Origin of the sequence: Acinetobacter sp., from assembly GCF_041919735.1 — a bacterium.
Lineage (GTDB): Bacteria > Pseudomonadota > Gammaproteobacteria > Pseudomonadales > Moraxellaceae > Acinetobacter.
In genome coordinates this window covers 17,332-34,110 of the sequence record NZ_JAYRTF010000011.1, presented here as the reverse complement: position 1 = coordinate 34,110, position 16,779 = coordinate 17,332, and the positions used below count along the sequence as shown (strand labels likewise).

The following is a 16,779-nucleotide window of genomic DNA, read 5'->3' as shown; positions in this document are numbered from 1 at the left end:
GGACGTAGATATGGATGCATATTTTCAGCAATTGAATCAGTTGCTTCAGCAAGCGGGTACAGGAATGCCGCAGTTGATTGTGGATATTCAGGCGCTCAATCAAAATTTACAGCTTGCGCAGCAACAGCTGCCTCAAGAATTGCACGCACGTTTGGTGGTGAAATCATTGGCGTGTTTGGCATTGTTAAAGTATTGCAGTATGCAGTTAGATACGCAGCGTTTTATGCTGTTTCATTTGCCGCACTTAAATACATTATTCAGCGTTTTCCCTGAGGCAGATATTTTGTTCGGCAAGCCGATGCCGATTCAGGCGCTGAAAAATCTAGAAGTATTAGAATTAAAACGCACCCAATCACAAGTGCAATGGCTGATTGATAGCGTAGCGCGGTTGCAGCAGTATTTGGATTTGGCTGTGCAGTATGAATTGTGCTTGAACATCAATATTGAAATTGATGTCGGTTTGCATCGCGGCGGGGTGAAAACCACAGAAGAACTGGCTGAGCTATTAACCCTGATTCGGCAGCATCCTGCGCAGTTAAAATTTTCCGGTTTAATGGGCTACGATGCTCATGTTTCGAAAATCCCCGCGATCATTCAAACGGCAGATAAAACTTATCAACAATCACAGCAAAGTTATCAACAATTCAAGGAATTTATCCGCAGCGATTTTCCAGATTTGTACCATGATAATTTATGCTGGAATGGCGGCGGCAGTCCAAGTTTTCGGTTTCATTGTCAGCACAGTGTCTGCAATGAAGTTTCCTTTGGCTCGATGCTGCTCAAGCCGCAAGATTTTGATTTAGCCAGTTTAGAATCCTTTCAATCTGCTTTATGGATTGCCGCACCGATATTAAAATTGCTGCCACATGCCAGCTTGCCGCAATTGGAATGGCTGGATCGATGCGCTAAAGGAAATCAGGCTGCATTTATTTATGGCGGATATTGGCGCGCAAATTATGTTTATCCCAAGGGGAGCAAGCCGCATCTGCTGTATGGGCGCAGTAGCAACCAAGAGTTGGTGCAGATTCCGAAAGCAGCTGAAGTTCATGTCGATGATTATGTGTTTTTAAGACCCACGCAAAGCGAAAGCATCATTCCGCAATTTGCTGCACTGTATGCCTATGAAAATGGCTGTTTATTGGCCTGGGAGAATTTTCGTGAATAGCCTATTGAATGCATTGCTTTGAATTGCACTCATTTAAGTTTGTTAAAAAATCTTTGAGGTTAATAGATTTGATTTAAAAATTGGCAGGAGCGCAGCGCTGCAAACGACTCATTTTTTCACGCAGATCTCCCCAGTATTGGGTATATGTGTGGATTAAGCCGCATTAACGGTTTATTAAACGGGTCAAGACGTGTAAAATTTAGGTCGAATTTTATTTATCCACCGTTTTTATCTTTTGAGGGTTTCCCTCGATCATAATCTCGCGGTGATATGCTCTATTGTACGGGGCATCACTCCTTAAGGATTTTTTATGCCAATTATCACTTTGCCAAATGGCGATCAAAAACAATTTGATCATGCCGTATCTGTGATGGAAGTTGCTCAAAGCATCGGTCCTGGTCTTGCAAAAAATACAGTTGCAGGTCGTGTAAACGATCGTTTAGTTGATGCGTCTGATTTAATTACAGCAGATGCCAGCCTGCAAATTATCACGCCGAAAGATGAAGATGGTATTCACATCATTCGTCACTCTTGCGCACACTTAGTGGGTCATGCCGTTAAGCAATTGTTCCCAGAAGCAAAAATGGTAATTGGTCCAGTCATTGAAGAAGGTTTCTACTATGACATCTGGATGCCGCGTCCATTCACTTTAGACGACATGGCAGCGATCGAAGAGCGCATGAAAAAGCTCATCGACCAAGATTATGATGTCATCAAAAAAATGACCCCACGTGACGAAGTGATCAAAGAGTTCACTGCGCGCGGCGAAGAATATAAACTGCGTCTGATCGAAGACATGCCTGACGAAACTGAAATGGGCCTGTACTACCATCAAGACTATTTGGATATGTGCCGCGGTCCGCACGTTCCAAATACTAAATTCTTAAAATCGTTCAAGCTGACTAAAATTTCCGGCGCTTACTGGCGCGGCGATGCGAAAAACGAACAGCTGCAGCGTATCTACGGTACAGCTTGGGCAGACAAAAAACAGCTGGCTGCGTATATCAAGCGTATTGAAGAAGCAGAAAAACGCGATCACCGTAAAATCGGTAAAGCCTTAGACTTGTTCCATATGCAAGAAGAAGCGCCGGGTATGGTGTTCTGGCATCCAAATGGCTGGACCATTTACCAAGTGCTTGAACAGTACATGCGTAAAGTGCAACAAGCCAATGGTTATGAAGAAATCCGCACACCGCAAGTGGTGGATTTCACGCTTTGGGAAAAATCAGGCCATGCAGCAAACTATGCTGAAAACATGTTTACCACGCATTCAGAAAACCGCAACTATGCGGTGAAGCCAATGAACTGCCCATGTCACGTGCAAGTCTTCAACCAAGGTTTGAAATCTTACCGTGACCTGCCGATCCGTTTGGCAGAGTTTGGTTCATGCCACCGTAACGAGCCATCAGGTTCATTGCACGGCATTATGCGTGTACGCGGCTTTACTCAAGATGATGCGCACATTTTCTGTACCAAAGAACAGATCGGAACTGAAGTTGCAGACTTTATTAAGCTGACTTTAGATGTGTATAAAGATTTTGGCTTTGAAGAAGTGCAAATGAAATTGTCGACACGTCCAGAAAAACGTGTGGGTGATGACAAGCTTTGGGATATGGCGGAAAAATCTTTGGCAGATGCTTTAGATGCTGCCGGCTTAGAGTGGGAACTGCAGCCGGGTGAAGGCGCATTCTACGGTCCGAAAATTGAATTCTCTTTGAAAGACTGCTTAGGCCGTGTATGGCAATGTGGTACAATTCAATGCGATTTCAACTTGCCGGAACGTTTAGACGCATCTTATGTGACTGAAGACAATGACCGCGATCAGCCTGTCATGCTTCATCGCGCAATTCTTGGCAGTTTTGAACGTTTTATTGGTATACTTATTGAACACTATGCTGGTTTCATGCCGCCTTGGCTGTCACCAATCCAAGCATGTGTGATGAATATTACCGATTCACAGGCTGAAGCATGTGAGTCAGTCGTCGCTAAACTTAAAGAAAGCGGTATCCGCGCGATTTCAGACTTGAGAAATGAGAAAATCGGCTTTAAGATTCGTGAACGCACATTAGAGCGCATTCCTTATTTATTGGTTCTTGGGGACCGTGAAGTTGAGGAAGGTACTGTGAACGTCCGTACCCGCTCTGGAAAAAATTTGGGTACTATGTCAATTGATGCTTTCGTTGACCTGGTAAAAGCAGCCGTAGCCGAACGCGGCCGGTACATTGTGGAGTAACAGCGATTAAACAGCCTGACCGTAATCAACAGGGCGGTAACAAATCAAACCGTCCTGCCTTGAATGATGAAATTCGTGCAAAAGAAGTCCGTCTTGTAGACGAAAATGGCGAGCAAAAAGGCATTGTCAGCCTTGCTGAAGCAGTTCGCGCTGCTGAAGCCGTTGAGCTTGATCTTGTAGAGATCGTTGCCAATGCTGAGCCGCCAGTTTGTAAGATTATGGACTTCAACAAGCATTTGTTTGATCTAAAGCAAAAGCAGAAAGAAGCGAAGAAAAAACAGCATCAAGTACAGGTGAAAGAAATCAAGCTGCGCCCTGGTACGGATGTTGGTGACTATAACGTTAAACTGCGCGCTATTATCAAGTTCCTTGAAGAAGGCAACAAAGTAAAAATTACTTTGCGCTTCCGCGGCCGTGAAATGGCACACCAACAGCTTGGTTTGGCTCAATTGCAAAAAATTGAAGCTGATGTGGTTGACTACGGTGTTGTTGAACAAACTCCAAAAATGGAAGGCCGTCAAATGGGTATGCTGCTTGGTCCTAAAAAGAAAAAGTAAGCAACCATTGCAAAAAAAAAGCACTGCATTTGCAGTGCTTTTTTTTGCCTGTTTAAGGCGGACGCGTTAAGAATCAGCAGCGGCGGATAGCTCATGCACCGTTTAAGCCGCGCTTGATTGAATTGAATCAGGTTCAAGAGGAAAATCTCGCAATTTGAGAATAATTGAAAAAATAATTGAGCTGTTATGCATTTTTTAAGATTCCAATTTCAGCTTTAGCTAATGTTTCCGCTATAAAATCATGCTATAAACATGTATGAAAACTCGACAGTCTGAACTAAAAAGAGAAAAGCTATAGGATTTGCGCATGATTGATTTGTACTATTGGGGCACACCCAACGGACATAAAATTACCATTGCTTTAGAAGAAATGGGACTGGATTATCAGATTTTTCCCATCAATATTTCCGAGGATGATCAGTATCAGCCGGATTTTCTAAAGATCTCGCCGAACAATAAAATTCCAGCCATTGTGGATCAGGATGGGCCGCGCGGCGAAGCGATTTCAGTATTTGAGTCTGGCGCAATTTTGCAGTATTTAGGCCGTAAAACAGGCCTGTTTTATCCAGAAGATGAATTTGAGCGCGTTGAAGTGGAGCAGTGGCTGATGTGGCAGATGGGCGGCTTTGGCCCGATGCTGGGGCAAAACCATCATTTCAGCCGCTTTGCGCCAGAGCGTATTTCTTATGCCACCGACCGCTATGTCAATGAAACCAAGCGTTTATATAAAGTCCTGAATAATCAGCTGATTGGGCAAAAATATGTGGCTGGAGAATATTCCATTGCCGATATGGCGATTCTGCCTTGGGCGCTGCGCTATGAATGGCAGCAGATTCAGCTGGAAGACTATCCGCACGTGAAAGAATATGTGGAGCGCTTGACGGCGCGCCCAGCAGTGCAAAAGGCCTTGGCGATACAAGTCTAGCCGAAAAAACTGCGCCATGGGCCGCTGTTTTAAAGCATAGGGCGCTGCCTGAGCCTTATGCTAAAATAATCCAATGCAAGCAAAACCACCTGCTATGAGGTGGTTTTTTTATGGAATGAAAGGCATGAAGAACTTCTTTTTAAATCTCACCCGTATTGTTGAAAAAAATCCCCGGGTGTATTTTGCCATTATTGCCGGTGTGGCTGTGTGCCTGATGCTGTTTATTGCTGAAGCGGTGCATATTCAAAAGCTGGCGGAAGCGGCGCAGACTCGGGATCAAGCTGTACTGCGCGAAATATTGCAGCCGGTGACTTCGCGCTATACCTGGTCACGGGTGCTGGCGATTGCGGTGATGATCTTCTGGTCCACTGCGGAATACCGCAAAACCAAAAAGCAGCTGGGTTTGAAATAAGCGGATGGCGCTGTGGCTGCTGTTTCTGTCGGCCTTTGGCGCCGCGACTTTGCTGCCGCTGCAGTCTGAAGCGGTCTTGCTGGGCCTGCTGGCGAATGGGCAGCAGAGCGCTTTGGCGCTGATTGCTGCGGCCAGTATCGGCAATATATTAGGCTCATGCGTGAACTGGTGGCTGGGCCTGAAAATAGAACATTATAAAAATAAAAGATGGTTTCCTGTTTCTGAAGCCAAGATGCTGCAGGCGCAGGGCGTGTATCAAAAATACGGCTATTGGTCATTGCTGCTGAGCTGGGCGCCGATGATTGGCGATCCGATTACGCTGATTGCAGGATTGCTGAAAGAAAATTTTTGGCGCTTTTTGACGTTGGTCAGCATTGCTAAAATTGGCCGTTATCTTTGTATTTATTTGATTTTTATTAATGTGGCTTAGCGCTGTGCAGCCGCAGAGATTGCTTGCAGCTTTTTGATTAAAAACTCTTAGCTCATTTTTGCTTCAGGACGAAAGGCTGATCCACGATTCTGCCGCCTTGTTTAACAGTATTGGACTGATTTGGGCTCTTTGAGCGGCTTCTAAGAGCTTTTATCAATTGCCGGCTGACTGGAAGATGTGAAGATCTACGCTTTTTCAATTTTGCCTTTGGAATTGATATGCATGCGGACAGTCAGCTGCAGCGTTTGCGGTATTGAGCTGTTTGCTTGAGATGGGGGCGGCAAGGGAGCCGCTGTTTTGATATGCGGCTGGCATCCCCTGAGCAATCGGCTGAAGAAGGCATAATTTTTATTATTTTTATTGTTGAGCCTGATAGAGCGGACTTCATTTGAATTTAAGCCCGCAGATTTTTGATTCAGACTATTGGCATTCATTCAGCTTAAATTGAATTTCATCTTTAAAGCTGGATTTTTTGTAGATCCATAAGGTGCTGGCTGTGCGCTTCACTGCAACTTTGCTGGCAGATAGCGCTTGAACCACGGTTTGATCCAGTGCATAAACGCCAGAACCTTGCTTGATTTTCACTTTTTTCACATTGCCGTGCTTGTCTGCTTTAAAGCTGAATTTTACCCAGCGGTCATGGCCTTTTAACTGTTCGCTATCGACAGCGAGCTGAGGCTGCTGCACATACTGAAAAGCGGTGCGTTTATCATTTTGCTGCGCCTGCCAGACTTTAGAGCTGAAGGTGTAATCACAGCTTTTGATGTTTTTATCCGTCAGCTTCAGGTTAAACGCTTGATAGCCGATTTGCGGCGAGGCTTTGCCCTGCTCATTGACATGCGGCTTCACTTGCGCCTTTTCTACCGCTTGAAGCAGGATCTGATCCAGGCCTTTAACGCCTGTGCTTTCTTCTACGGTTGCTTCTTGCACTGCGCCGTCCTCATCTGCAAATACGCGGATAATCGCAGCACGGTGCTTGCCTTTTAAATCGTCATTGCTGTAATGCGGTTGAGGAAATTTAGACCATTGGATGCGTGTGGTTAAATGTGCCGGCAGCACTTCAATGGTTTCCGTCGGCAGTGTTTGAACTTTTTTGGCAGATGCATTATGGGCCGCACTCAGCGGGAAGCTCATCAATAGAGATAAGCACAGAATTTTTTTCATAATTTCAGGGCTTCAAAGGCTTGAAGGGAATGAGTGGCCAATATTGAAGCGCAGTATTTCCTGAATTGGAAATACTGGCAAGTCTAAATCTAAAATAACGTCTATTTTTCTGCGCCAGAAGAGATGCCTAGGCCCAATAAACCTTGGTTTTTTGCCGAGCTGATCGCGGCAGCATCAATCGTCATGCAGCCGCTCAATCAAGCCCACATAACGGCGCTCAGGTTTTCCCATAAAACAGCAGTCAAAGCATCAGCGGCAGCAAGATTAAAATATCAGCAGATTTTCATAATCATCTGTTTGCGGAACCGATCTGCAAAATAGCGTCTTTATCAGACAACGCAATAAAAGAGTTGGCTTCCGTTAAGCCTGTCAGGCCAAGAAACAGAGGATTTTGGTGATGCGATTGAGGAAGAAGCTGCAATCATTTCCGGGATTCACTTGGCTTGCATTAAACAGAACTGATGCCGATGCATCATGGAAAAGGTTGCGGCAGCGCAGGGCGGCAAAGGCATCTTGCTCAAGCATGATAATAGGCATTTATTTTAAGCGAAGCGGGATGATAAAGGCTGTTTGCAGATGGCTGATAAAACCGTCATGCAATCTGCCTCGAAAACAGCATGAAAGCGCCGGCAGCTGAATTTTAATTTCCGATGATGCTTTTGTTTTGATCAGAGATGCTTTAGAATACCTGCTCCCTTACCTGCAGGTCGTTTTTGCAATGGTGCAAACGAGCCGAACAGGTGTTCAAAAGAGGTTGTTATGCCTAAGATGAAAACTCGCCGCGGCGCGGCAAAGCGTTTCAAGCCGACTGCTAACGGTTTTAAGCGTCACCAAGCGTTCAAACGCCACATTTTGACCAAAAAATCTGCTAAGCGTATTCGTCAATTGCGCGGCTGTGTAATGGTTCACGTAAGTGATGTTGCTTCAGTTCGTCGTATGTGCCCATACATCTAAGGAGATTTATAAATGGCTCGTGTAAAACGTGGTGTACAGGCTCATCGCCGTCATAAAAAAATTCTTGCTCGTGCTAAAGGTTACTATGGCGCGCGTTCACGTGTTTATCGTGTAGCGTTCCAAGCGGTAATCAAAGCAGGTCAATATGCTTACCGTGACCGCCGTCAGAAGAAACGTCAATTCCGTGCTCTATGGATTGCGCGTATCAATGCTGGTGCTCGTCAAAATGGCTTGTCGTACAGCCGTATGATCGCTGGCTTGAAAAAAGCTCAAGTTATCATCGACCGTCGCGTACTTGCTGACATCGCTATGCATGATGCAGTTGCATTTGCTGCTTTAGCTGAAAAAGCTAAAGGCGCATTGGCTGCTTAATCATCTTTCGATGAATAAAAAAAGACCGCTTTGAGCGGTCTTTTTTTATGGCTGCAGAGTATTGGACAGTTTATTTTTTCGACCAGATGGCTAAAAAGACCATAATGCCAATCGTGATTGCAATGAATTTTATCAATTCAAATTGCTTAAAAAGCAAATACAAGCCATACAGCAAAGCGGATAGAAGCGCAAAAATTAAAATTAAGGCAAATAAGGCAGCCCAAGGGTGTGCAGGCTTTTTATCGTTTGCTGTACTTGCCGCAGAGGAAGGCAGAACTGGAGCTGAATCGGAATAATCCGGCTTGGGGTATTTTCTTTGCAGTTCTAGAAATAATGCCTGCTCATCATTGCTTAGATGATTTTCTTGATTTAAATGATTGGCGGTAAAGCAAATGACACCGACACGGCATTCAGACAATTTGTTCTCATAATCCAGCAGCTGCTGCTGTTCTTCGGCTGTCAAAAAATGGAACGGTGAATTGTCAGTTTTTGCTTGTTTGAAGCTCTTGATTTCAGCTTCAAGTGTATTGAGCATTGCAATCAGGCTTAATCCCGGTTGAGGTGACTGCTGCGGCTCGGCTAGAAGCGGCGTCGAGCCATGATGATGGCCATCAAAATAGAGATTCTGGATGAACTTAAATTGAGGCTTGATGCGGGCTGAAAACGGATGTTCAAATAAATCCTGCTGAATGCTGTTGATTAAACGGCTCCAGCTCGAGTTTTGATCAATGCAGAAGCATTCATTCCGCTGCTGCTGATTGAGTTCAATAATCGTGAACAGTCCCAATTGGCGGTGATCTTGTGTTGAATGGACACCCCAAAACTCCCGAGGGTCGCCAATCGGCTTGATGTCTAAAATTTTCTTTTCATATTGTATTTGAACAAGCGCGAAGGCTTGATTTAAATTGTTGTGGAAAACGGCAATCGGGTAATTGGCTTTTAAAAATTCAAAATGATGATGTGGATGAAGTTCTGCATGATCAAAAAGCAGATCAAAGGGATAAAGTGAGCATTGTCTCGTATGATGTTCAGCGAAATATGCAACAAGATGATCAACGGAGTCATGCAGCAAAGCATTGGTTTGAACGTCGCGGATGAAGCAAATAGCGCAAGATTGATCGCACCATGGATGTGAAATGCCGCAATCGGAAATTTTATTGTCAAAAAAGCGTTGAGCGTTATATTGCAATCCTAGAATAAATTGCCCGTAGTGATCTATCATATTGAATGATTATATTTTCATTTTTCATCGTTAAGCATCATAACGATAATTTGATTTGAAGGTAACCGCTTGATGCGTAAACAGTACCATTTTCGCCATATCGATGACGATACTTATATTTGGGATGTCCATCACTTAGTAGAGCTAAGTCGGAATTTACCGATTCAGAGGGTTTCTTTGGCTGATATTCAAGAATTAACGGAGCCGTATTGGTTTCCTCATACTGCGCCAACAACGCAGCAAATCATTGAACATATGCAGCTGGTGCAAGCTGCTGATTTAAGCTATCCCATTATTTTATGTGCGTCTGGCCGAGTCATGGATGGCATGCACCGTATCGCCAAAGCCGTGCTAAATCGTGAAGTTTTTATTCAGGCTGTTCAATTTACGCAGACGCCTGAACCGGATTTCATTAACCTTGATGAAGATGAGCTGGACTATGAAGATGATTAAAGATTAATCATGGCATGCAGCGCGGATTTCGTGTATTACTGAATGGAGGCTTGACGCCGCTTTAATATAGATGCGCTTGATCCAGTGACCTGAGGGCAGTATTTCAAATGGCTGAAATGAACAAAATTAATGTTGTTGGCACCTCTGCCACAGGCAAATCGACGTTCTCCCGGGCGTTGGCGCAGAAGCTGAGCCTGCATTATATTGAGCTGGATAATTTATTTTGGCTGGATGACTGGCAGGAGTGCCCGGACGAAGTGTTCTTTGCCAAAATTGAGTCTGAAGTGAAAAAGGCGCATCAGGGCTATGTGATTGATGGCAACTACACACGGGCGATACCGGTCAAATGGGCTGAAATAGACACAGTGATTTGGCTGGATTTGCCATTTCCGGTCAATTTATACCGCGCCGTGAAGCGTGCGTTTCATCGGGCGCGGCATAAGCGGGATTTATGGGCCGATTCCAATAATCAGGAAAGCCTGCGGCGGATGTTTGGTCGAGATTCAATCGTGTGGTGGATGATCAGCACGCATCGTAAAAACCGGCAGCAATACATCCAGATGATGAATGCGCCGGAATATCAGCATATCCGGTGGATTCATTTAAAAAGTCAAAAAGAAATTGATGCATTCCTTGCTGGGCTGGATGCCGCGGCTGCTTCAGTTTAAATATTGCTGAACAGAATGGCGGATGCTGTTACATAAATCAGCTTTAATCCCGTGCTGCCAGACTGCTTAATAAAAAAAGGCTTTATCCATAAGGACAATAACAATGCTGGCAGAGATTACAGGCCTGGGACAGGGCAGTATTACGGTGAATTTGGAAATGATTCCGAGACAAGGGGAATCCGTGAAAATTTTATATGGACCGGATGCGCAGCTGGAGGGAGAAGTGGTTTCGGTCAATCACTATATCAATCAGCATGCGGATGAACATAAAGTGCAAATAAAAATCAGGCCGTTTAATTATTTGATTACCGCTTAAATCAGATTTTTTAAATATCCTTTAAAAGATATAAAAAAGCACCCATGGGGTGCTTTTTTAAAGCCTTTCCAGAGACTAAAAAGCTACAGCCCGAAATAATAAGCAAATAGGCAGATCAGCACAGTCACCACAATTAAGGCAAAGACCCCGGTTTTTCCAGATTTATGCTCGCTGTGATGCGCGCTGGCTTTGGACTGTGATGTTTTGATCTGCGGCGCGCTGCTGCTGTCAAATGGTGAATCCAGTTCTTTCGCTGTTAAGTGCGCGGTTTTGTAGTGATTGGCTGTTTTGACAATGAATTTAGCGCTCAAATCATCCAGTTTTTGCGAGAAATGGCGGACATTCAGCTGTTCTTCCGGGCTGAGGACTTCTCCGCTGCCGTGATAAGGATGCTGAATTTTGTCTTGAATAAATTCAGCCAGCGCATCCAAGCGGCGCAGGGTTTTATGCGCATAGTCGGCCGGGTAATCTGTCGGCATCAGCGCCAGCGGCACAGACTCGGTTTCATCCGCGGTCAGCGCTTTACCATAATAAGGCAGATCCAGCTGAGCCGGGTCGGTAAAGCCGGCGGCGAATTTGCTGTCAAACAGTTCATTGTCGGTATAGGCCTGAATATCATCCCAGTTCGGCTGCTGCAGATCAGCATCAATGCGTTTGGCGAGCTTGGCATTCAGCTCAAAGCGCCAGAAGGTTTCCATGCGGACTTCTGACTGCTGTGATGCCGGCGCTTCATAATCATTATCTGCGCTGTACCATTCCGCCAGCTCTTTGCCGAAAATCCAGGCCTGTTTTTTATTGCCGGCATGGCTGACAATAAAATGCGCAATCGGCAGCAGTTCGACATTGGCATTCGGGTTCTGCTCATCATTCAAAATACCGGAACTGTGCAGGCTGATGCGCTGCACCCCTTGTTTTTTTAAGCCTTCCAGCCAGATTTGAAAATGCTGCGCCAGCAAATGCTGCGACATTAAATCCCGAAACAGGAAACGGTGCTGATCAAAAATGGCATGCTGCACCCAGCGCTGAAAACTTAAATTCTGGGTGAGAAATTCATTTCCATAAGTAACTAAAGCCAGCTGCTGCTTCCAAATTTGATCGAGTGCCATATTGATTGATCTCATTGATAATGCGCTTATCTTATCCTTTTTTTAATTCTTGATGCTAATGCAATTTTTACTTGCGATAGCGCTTCATCCTCACGCTCAAAAACTGTTAGAATATGGGGTTTTATATTTTTTAAATTGTTGCTTTGAGAGTTACTATGTCACTGGAAGCCCTGACCACTGAAGCGCTCGCTGCGATTGCAGCAGCTCAAGACCTTGCTGCACTTGATCAAGTTCGAGTGCAATTTACGGGTAAAAAAAGCCAGCTCGCGGAACAATCGAAAGCATTGGGTAAAATGGACCCAGAAGAGCGCAAGGTTCAAGGCGCTGCCATTCATGCAGTCCGTGAAGCGATGAACGCGGCTTTAACTGAGCGCCAAACTCAATTACAAAAAGCGGCGCTTGAACAAAAATTAGCGAGCGAAACCATTGATATTACTTTGCCGGGCCGCGGTCAAGCCATCGGCAGCATTCATCCGGTTACTCAAGTGCAAGAGCGCATTTGCCAGTTCTTTACCAAAGCCGGCTTTACCGTGGCAACTGGTCCTGAAGTTGAAGATGACTATCACAACTTTGAAGCGCTGAATATTCCAGGCCATCACCCTGCGCGCGCGATGCATGATACTTTCTATTTTGATGCCAATCATTTGCTGCGCACCCATACCTCGGGCGTGCAGATCCGCACTATGGAAACCACTCAGCCGCCAATCCGTATTGTCTGCCCGGGCCGCGTGTACCGCTGTGACTCAGACCAAACGCATTCTCCAATGTTCCATCAAATTGAAGGTCTGTACGTGGCTGAAAATACCAGCTTCGCAGAACTGAAAGGCCTGTTGGTGAATTTGCTGAATGAATTCTTTGAAAAAGATTTGAAAGTGCGTTTCCGTCCATCTTATTTCCCGTTCACAGAGCCAAGCGCAGAGGTGGATATCATGGATGAACGCGGCAAATGGCTGGAAGTTTTAGGCTGCGGCATGGTGCATCCGAATGTGCTGCGCGCTGCGGGCATCGATCCGGACAAATACAAAGGCTTTGCCTTTGGTCTAGGCGTAGAGCGTTTTGCGATGCTGCGTTACGGCATTAATGACTTGCGCATGTTCTACCAAAATGATGTGCGTTTCTTGCGCCAATTTGCTTAAACAGATTTTTTTATTAATCCTCTCCTAACCTCTCCTTTATAAAAGGAGAGGAACTTCTCGAAGCAAAGACTTGAGTGGTTCTCCCCCTTTTTAAAGGGGGAGTTAGAGGGGGATTAGAAATTTAGAATTAATAGGTTTTTAACGAAATGAAAATTAGCGAAAATTGGCTGCGTACATGGGTTAACCCGGCAATTGACAGCGAAACATTGTCTGAACAGCTGACTATGCTCGGTTTAGAAGTCGATGATATGGATCCGGCGGCGAAACCGTTTACAGGTGTCGTAGTCGGTGAAGTGCTGACAGTCGTTCAGCATCCGGATGCAGACCGTCTGCGTGTAACCACGGTCAATATCGGCTCAGGCGAGCCATTGCAAATTGTCTGCGGCGCGCCCAATGTGCGTGCAGGCATGAAAGCGCCGGTCGCGACTATTGGTGCTGTGCTGCCGGGCGATTTCAAAATTAAAAAAGGCAAATTGCGCGGTGTTGAATCTCAAGGCATGCTGTGCGGCGCGTCTGAAATTGATTTGGAAGATAAAATTGACGGCCTGCTGGAACTGCCAGCAGATGCGCCAGTCGGCGTGAATGTCCGTGAATATCTTGATCTTGACGATAATGTGATTGATATCAGCATCACGCCAAACCGCGGCGACTGTTTCAGCATTCGCGGTGTTGCGCGTGAAATTGGCGTGATTAACCAGCTGCCAGTGACTGCACCTGAAATTAAAGAAGTGGCAGCGACTATTACTGATGCCAAACAAGTGGTATTGGAAACCGATGGCTGCCCGCGCTATCTGGGCCGTGTGATTAAAAACGTCAATACTAAAGCGCCGACACCGGAATGGATGGAGCGCGCTTTAGTGCGTGCTGGCATTCGTCAGCACAGCATTCTGGTCGATATTACCAACTATGTCTTGATGGAATTGGGCCAGCCTTTACACGCATTTGACGGCGGTAAAGTGAATGGTTCGGTGCATGTCCGTCAGGCCGCAGCTGCAGAAAAACTAACTTTGCTGAATGAACAGGAAGTTGAACTTTCTGAAAATGTCATGGTGATTGCGGATAACGACAAAGCATTAGCGATTGCCGGCATTATGGGCGGTCTGTCTTCAGCGGTATCCGATGAAACCACTGAAATTTTCCTCGAATCTGCATTCTTTGACCAATTGCATATTGCTGGCCGCGCCCGCAGCTTTGGCCTGCATACCGATGCCTCACAGCGTTATGAACGCGGTGTGGATTTTGAATTGCCGATGACGGCCATGCACCGTGCTTCTCAGCTCATTGCTGATTTGGCCGGCGGTGAGTTTGGTCCAATTACAGTGGCTGAAAAAGTGGAATTGCTGCCGAAACGTGAAGCCATTGAACTCAATCAAGCGCAAGTAGATCAATTGCTTGGCTATAAAGTGGAAAGCGACTTCATCACTGATGCGTTAACCCGTTTAGGCTGCAAGGTTGCAGTCAAAGCTGAAGGCGAGTGGACGGTTGTTCCGCCATCTCACCGTTTTGATATGGCGATTTACCAAGACTTGATTGAAGAAGTCGCGCGTATTCACGGCTATGACAATATCCAAATGAGCCTGCCGGTGATTGATGTGAAACTGGCGAAATACCAAGATCAGTTTGAATTGGCTCAATTGCGTCAAACTGCGGTGACTTTAGGCTATCAGGAAGCAATCAGCTTCAGCTTTGCCGATGCGAAGCTTGAAAAACAGTTGAATCCGCAAGGTCAGCCGCTGGCATTGGCAAACCCAATTTCAAGCGATCTTGCTGTGATGCGTTCAACATTGTTATCCAGCCTGATTCCATGCGTGCAGTACAACGTCAACCGTCAGCAAAGCCGCGTGCGTTTTTATGAGCTGGGCTTGCGCTTTGATTATAAAGGTGCAGCAAGCATTCATGATCTGAAGCAGATTCCAACCTTTGCCATGATTGCCACCGGTGCGCGCAGCGCTGAAACTTGGCATGGCAAAGCGGCGCCAATGGATTTCTTTGACTTTAAAGGCGATGTTGAAGAAGTCTTGGCTGCTGGCCGTGTGAAAGTTGAATATGTGCGTTCTGAGCGCGCTTGGCTGCATCCAGGGCAATCTGCAGAGATTTTAGCCGATGGAAAATCAATCGGTTATCTCGGCCGCCTGCATCCATCGCTGGAAGATGAGCTGGATTTAGGCGCAACTTGGGTGGCTGAACTGGATCAATCGGCTGTTTTGCAAACTTATGTATCTAATTTTACAGAATTATCACGTTTTCCATCGGTTAGACGTGATATTGCGCTTTTAATTAGTGATAAGATTAATGTTAGCGAAATTCAGCAACTTATCGAAAAAACCGGCGGTGAGCTTTTAGATTCCGTTTGGCTGTTCGATGTGTATACAGGTCAAGGTGTTGAAGAAGGCAAGCGCTCATTGGCATTTGCACTGCTTTGGCAGCACCCATCGCGTACATTGGAAGATGCTGAAATTAAATCCGGAATGGATAACATTCTTCAGGTGTTGGAAAACACTTATCAGGCGACATTGAGGGCTTCATGACAGCATTAACAAAAGCAGAAATGGCTGATCATTTAAGTGAGCTCACGAGTTTAAACCGTCGTGAAGCGAAACAAATGGTCGAGCTATTCTTCGATGAGATCAGCCAAGCGCTGATCTCCGGAGAACAGGTTAAATTATCAGGTTTTGGCAACTTTGAACTGCGTGATAAGCGTCAGCGTCCAGGCCGAAATCCTAAAACGGGTGAAGAAATTCCGATTTCTGCCCGCCGTGTAGTGACCTTCCGCGCAGGACAGAAATTCCGTCAGCGCGTAGGAAATGAGCAGATCGATTGATCTGCTTTTTTTTGCCTTGAATTGACTGAGGCTGATCTGTGCGCCTGAGATATGTGTTTTTGTGCTTATGATTGATTTAAAGGGTATAAGAACGCGCTGACATGTCATCGTGCTGATAGGATCGCTTGTGGAAATGAATAGGGCGCTTATGAATCAGTTCATGCTATGGAGTCGCGGGCTTTAGATCAGCTGCATGTTTAAAAGTGCTGTTGCATTTAAAGGCTGGCAGCGGTCAGAAATCGCAGGCAATAAAAAAGAGAGCCGAAAGGCCCTCTTTTTGTGCTGAATAATCAGTTAGATTATTTAGCTTCAGAAGCAGCAGCAGCTTCAGAAGCAGCGCCTGTAGCTTCAGATGCAGCAGCAGTAGCTTCAGAAGCAGCAGCAGTAGCTTCAGAAGCAGCAGCAGTAGTAGCTTCAGAAGCAGCAACTACTTCAGATGCAGCAGCTTCAGATGCAGCAGGAGCTTCTTCAGTTTTTTTAGCGCAACCAACGAAAGCTAAAGTAGTAGCAACTGCAGCAGCAATAGCGATTTTTTTGAATAACATGGCATCACTCTCTAAATATGAGATTAAAAAAAACCTGAGTTAGCACTGTTTGATGCTTTTATCATGCCTAATTCTTATTAGGAAATAACAATGCAGATGCAGCCTAACTGGTATGCCGATATGCTATCACTGCGCATTTTGAATTTCTACTGTCTCCATGCGTTAAAATGCAAAAAAGTGGTTAAAAAATCGCTTTTTTTAACAGAAAATAACAATCAATCAAAAGGAATATATTGGATAAACGCTAAATAAGCCCCTAAAACTGCTCAGGTTTTTCCTTAAAAAATATTTATAATCATT

At 45.3% G+C, this 16,779-nt stretch carries 19 protein-coding genes; 14 read left to right on the top strand and 5 right to left on the bottom strand.

Annotated features, from left to right (window positions below; genetic code table 11):
• Positions 1-10: 10 nt before the first annotated feature.
• The 6 genes from ACE3T3_RS08255 (at position 11) to ACE3T3_RS08230 (ending at position 5,722) form a co-directional block, all read left to right on the top strand.
• On the top strand, positions 11-1,165 hold the full coding sequence (locus ACE3T3_RS08255; protein ID WP_374665837.1) for an alanine racemase: 1,155 nt from the start codon (positions 11-13) through the stop codon (positions 1,163-1,165).
• A 310-nt stretch (positions 1,166-1,475) separates the two neighbouring features.
• The gene (thrS, locus tag ACE3T3_RS08250) at positions 1,476-3,398 is read left to right on the top strand and encodes a threonine--tRNA ligase (RefSeq protein WP_374665835.1); all 1,923 of its coding nucleotides are present in this window, start codon (positions 1,476-1,478) and stop codon (positions 3,396-3,398) included.
• Positions 3,399-3,403: 5 nt separating this feature from the next.
• Positions 3,404-3,955 carry a translation initiation factor IF-3 gene (gene infC / locus ACE3T3_RS08245; protein ID WP_374665962.1) on the top strand — a complete coding sequence of 184 codons (552 nt, stop codon included), beginning with the start codon at positions 3,404-3,406 and terminating at the stop codon, positions 3,953-3,955.
• A 307-nt stretch (positions 3,956-4,262) separates the two neighbouring features.
• The gene (locus ACE3T3_RS08240; RefSeq protein ID WP_374665833.1) at positions 4,263-4,880 is read left to right on the top strand and encodes a glutathione S-transferase N-terminal domain-containing protein; all 618 of its coding nucleotides are present in this window, start codon (positions 4,263-4,265) and stop codon (positions 4,878-4,880) included.
• Positions 4,881-5,004: 124 nt separating this feature from the next.
• On the top strand, positions 5,005-5,292 hold the full coding sequence (locus ACE3T3_RS08235) for a hypothetical protein (RefSeq protein ID WP_374665832.1): 288 nt from the start codon (positions 5,005-5,007) through the stop codon (positions 5,290-5,292).
• 4 nt (positions 5,293-5,296) lie between these two features.
• On the top strand, positions 5,297-5,722 hold the full coding sequence (locus ACE3T3_RS08230; protein ID WP_374665830.1) for a YqaA family protein: 426 nt from the start codon (positions 5,297-5,299) through the stop codon (positions 5,720-5,722).
• A 420-nt stretch (positions 5,723-6,142) separates the two neighbouring features.
• On the opposite strand, the gene ACE3T3_RS08225 is transcribed toward ACE3T3_RS08230, so the two are convergent.
• Complete coding sequence (locus ACE3T3_RS08225) at positions 6,143-6,886, bottom strand: TonB family protein (RefSeq protein ID WP_374665828.1); 744 nt, start codon at positions 6,884-6,886, stop codon at positions 6,143-6,145.
• A gap of 369 nt (positions 6,887-7,255) precedes the next feature.
• Positions 7,256-7,411, bottom strand: a complete 156-nt coding sequence (locus ACE3T3_RS08220) for a hypothetical protein (RefSeq protein ID WP_374665826.1) — start codon at positions 7,409-7,411, stop codon at positions 7,256-7,258.
• A gap of 234 nt (positions 7,412-7,645) precedes the next feature.
• On the opposite strand from ACE3T3_RS08220, the gene rpmI reads away from it, so the two are divergent.
• The gene (gene rpmI, locus ACE3T3_RS08215; RefSeq protein ID WP_065994397.1) at positions 7,646-7,840 is read left to right on the top strand and encodes a 50S ribosomal protein L35; all 195 of its coding nucleotides are present in this window, start codon (positions 7,646-7,648) and stop codon (positions 7,838-7,840) included.
• 12 nt (positions 7,841-7,852) lie between these two features.
• The gene (rplT, locus tag ACE3T3_RS08210) at positions 7,853-8,212 is read left to right on the top strand and encodes a 50S ribosomal protein L20 (RefSeq protein WP_005182440.1); all 360 of its coding nucleotides are present in this window, start codon (positions 7,853-7,855) and stop codon (positions 8,210-8,212) included.
• A 70-nt stretch (positions 8,213-8,282) separates the two neighbouring features.
• On the opposite strand, the gene ACE3T3_RS08205 is transcribed toward rplT, so the two are convergent.
• Positions 8,283-9,434, bottom strand: a complete 1,152-nt coding sequence (locus ACE3T3_RS08205) for a hypothetical protein (protein ID WP_374665823.1) — start codon at positions 9,432-9,434, stop codon at positions 8,283-8,285.
• 72 nt (positions 9,435-9,506) lie between these two features.
• Here ACE3T3_RS08205 and ACE3T3_RS08200 point away from each other — a divergent pair, with 72 nt between their 5' ends.
• The 3 genes from ACE3T3_RS08200 (at position 9,507) to ACE3T3_RS08190 (ending at position 10,871) form a co-directional block, all read left to right on the top strand.
• A complete protein-coding gene (locus ACE3T3_RS08200; RefSeq protein ID WP_374665821.1) occupies positions 9,507-9,887 on the top strand; it encodes a hypothetical protein in 381 nt (126 codons plus the stop codon).
• Positions 9,888-10,003: 116 nt separating this feature from the next.
• Entirely contained in the window at positions 10,004-10,555 is a 552-nt protein-coding gene (locus tag ACE3T3_RS08195) for an adenylate kinase (RefSeq protein ID WP_374665960.1), read from the top strand.
• Between the two features lie 103 nt (positions 10,556-10,658).
• Positions 10,659-10,871: a hypothetical protein gene (locus ACE3T3_RS08190; RefSeq protein WP_374665819.1), complete on the top strand. Its 213-nt coding sequence runs from the start codon at positions 10,659-10,661 to the stop codon at positions 10,869-10,871.
• Positions 10,872-10,954: 83 nt separating this feature from the next.
• Here ACE3T3_RS08190 and ACE3T3_RS08185 read toward each other — a convergent pair whose 3' ends face one another.
• Positions 10,955-11,977 (bottom strand): hypothetical protein, encoded by a 1,023-nt coding sequence (locus ACE3T3_RS08185; protein ID WP_374665817.1) that lies wholly within the window; start codon positions 11,975-11,977, stop codon positions 10,955-10,957.
• A 155-nt stretch (positions 11,978-12,132) separates the two neighbouring features.
• Here ACE3T3_RS08185 and pheS point away from each other — a divergent pair, with 155 nt between their 5' ends.
• The 3 genes from pheS (at position 12,133) to ACE3T3_RS08170 (ending at position 15,934) form a co-directional block, all read left to right on the top strand.
• Positions 12,133-13,113 (top strand): phenylalanine--tRNA ligase subunit alpha, encoded by a 981-nt coding sequence (pheS, locus tag ACE3T3_RS08180; protein WP_374665815.1) that lies wholly within the window; start codon positions 12,133-12,135, stop codon positions 13,111-13,113.
• A gap of 146 nt (positions 13,114-13,259) precedes the next feature.
• A complete protein-coding gene (gene pheT / locus ACE3T3_RS08175; RefSeq protein WP_374665813.1) occupies positions 13,260-15,641 on the top strand; it encodes a phenylalanine--tRNA ligase subunit beta in 2,382 nt (793 codons plus the stop codon).
• Complete coding sequence (locus ACE3T3_RS08170; protein WP_004649746.1) at positions 15,638-15,934, top strand: integration host factor subunit alpha; 297 nt, start codon at positions 15,638-15,640, stop codon at positions 15,932-15,934. The genes pheT and ACE3T3_RS08170 overlap by 4 nt, the downstream gene beginning before the upstream one ends.
• A gap of 299 nt (positions 15,935-16,233) precedes the next feature.
• Here the strand turns inward: ACE3T3_RS08170 and ACE3T3_RS08165 are convergent, their stop codons facing one another.
• Positions 16,234-16,479 carry a hypothetical protein gene (locus tag ACE3T3_RS08165; RefSeq protein WP_374665811.1) on the bottom strand — a complete coding sequence of 82 codons (246 nt, stop codon included), beginning with the start codon at positions 16,477-16,479 and terminating at the stop codon, positions 16,234-16,236.
• Positions 16,480-16,779: the final 300 nt, after the last annotated feature.

Bases quoted from the DNA above. Each gene is read 5' to 3' on its own strand.
- ACE3T3_RS08255 (WP_374665837.1), top strand. From the start codon at position 11: ATGGATGCATATTTTCAGCAATTGAATCAGTTGCTTCAGCAAGCGGGT.
- thrS (WP_374665835.1), top strand. From the start codon at position 1,476: ATGCCAATTATCACTTTGCCAAATGGCGATCAAAAACAATTTGATCAT.
- ACE3T3_RS08240 (WP_374665833.1), top strand. From the start codon at position 4,263: ATGATTGATTTGTACTATTGGGGCACACCCAACGGACATAAAATTACC.
- ACE3T3_RS08235 (WP_374665832.1), top strand. From the start codon at position 5,005: ATGAAGAACTTCTTTTTAAATCTCACCCGTATTGTTGAAAAAAATCCC.
- ACE3T3_RS08230 (WP_374665830.1), top strand. From the start codon at position 5,297: ATGGCGCTGTGGCTGCTGTTTCTGTCGGCCTTTGGCGCCGCGACTTTG.
- ACE3T3_RS08225 (WP_374665828.1), bottom strand. From the start codon at position 6,886: ATGAAAAAAATTCTGTGCTTATCTCTATTGATGAGCTTCCCGCTGAGT.
- ACE3T3_RS08220 (WP_374665826.1), bottom strand. From the start codon at position 7,411: ATGCTTGAGCAAGATGCCTTTGCCGCCCTGCGCTGCCGCAACCTTTTC.
- rpmI (WP_065994397.1), top strand. From the start codon at position 7,646: ATGCCTAAGATGAAAACTCGCCGCGGCGCGGCAAAGCGTTTCAAGCCG.
- rplT (WP_005182440.1), top strand. From the start codon at position 7,853: ATGGCTCGTGTAAAACGTGGTGTACAGGCTCATCGCCGTCATAAAAAA.
- ACE3T3_RS08205 (WP_374665823.1), bottom strand. From the start codon at position 9,434: ATGATAGATCACTACGGGCAATTTATTCTAGGATTGCAATATAACGCT.
- ACE3T3_RS08200 (WP_374665821.1), top strand. From the start codon at position 9,507: ATGCGTAAACAGTACCATTTTCGCCATATCGATGACGATACTTATATT.
- ACE3T3_RS08195 (WP_374665960.1), top strand. From the start codon at position 10,004: ATGAACAAAATTAATGTTGTTGGCACCTCTGCCACAGGCAAATCGACG.
- ACE3T3_RS08190 (WP_374665819.1), top strand. From the start codon at position 10,659: ATGCTGGCAGAGATTACAGGCCTGGGACAGGGCAGTATTACGGTGAAT.
- ACE3T3_RS08185 (WP_374665817.1), bottom strand. From the start codon at position 11,977: ATGGCACTCGATCAAATTTGGAAGCAGCAGCTGGCTTTAGTTACTTAT.
- pheS (WP_374665815.1), top strand. From the start codon at position 12,133: ATGTCACTGGAAGCCCTGACCACTGAAGCGCTCGCTGCGATTGCAGCA.
- pheT (WP_374665813.1), top strand. From the start codon at position 13,260: ATGAAAATTAGCGAAAATTGGCTGCGTACATGGGTTAACCCGGCAATT.
- ACE3T3_RS08170 (WP_004649746.1), top strand. From the start codon at position 15,638: ATGACAGCATTAACAAAAGCAGAAATGGCTGATCATTTAAGTGAGCTC.
- ACE3T3_RS08165 (WP_374665811.1), bottom strand. From the start codon at position 16,479: ATGTTATTCAAAAAAATCGCTATTGCTGCTGCAGTTGCTACTACTTTA.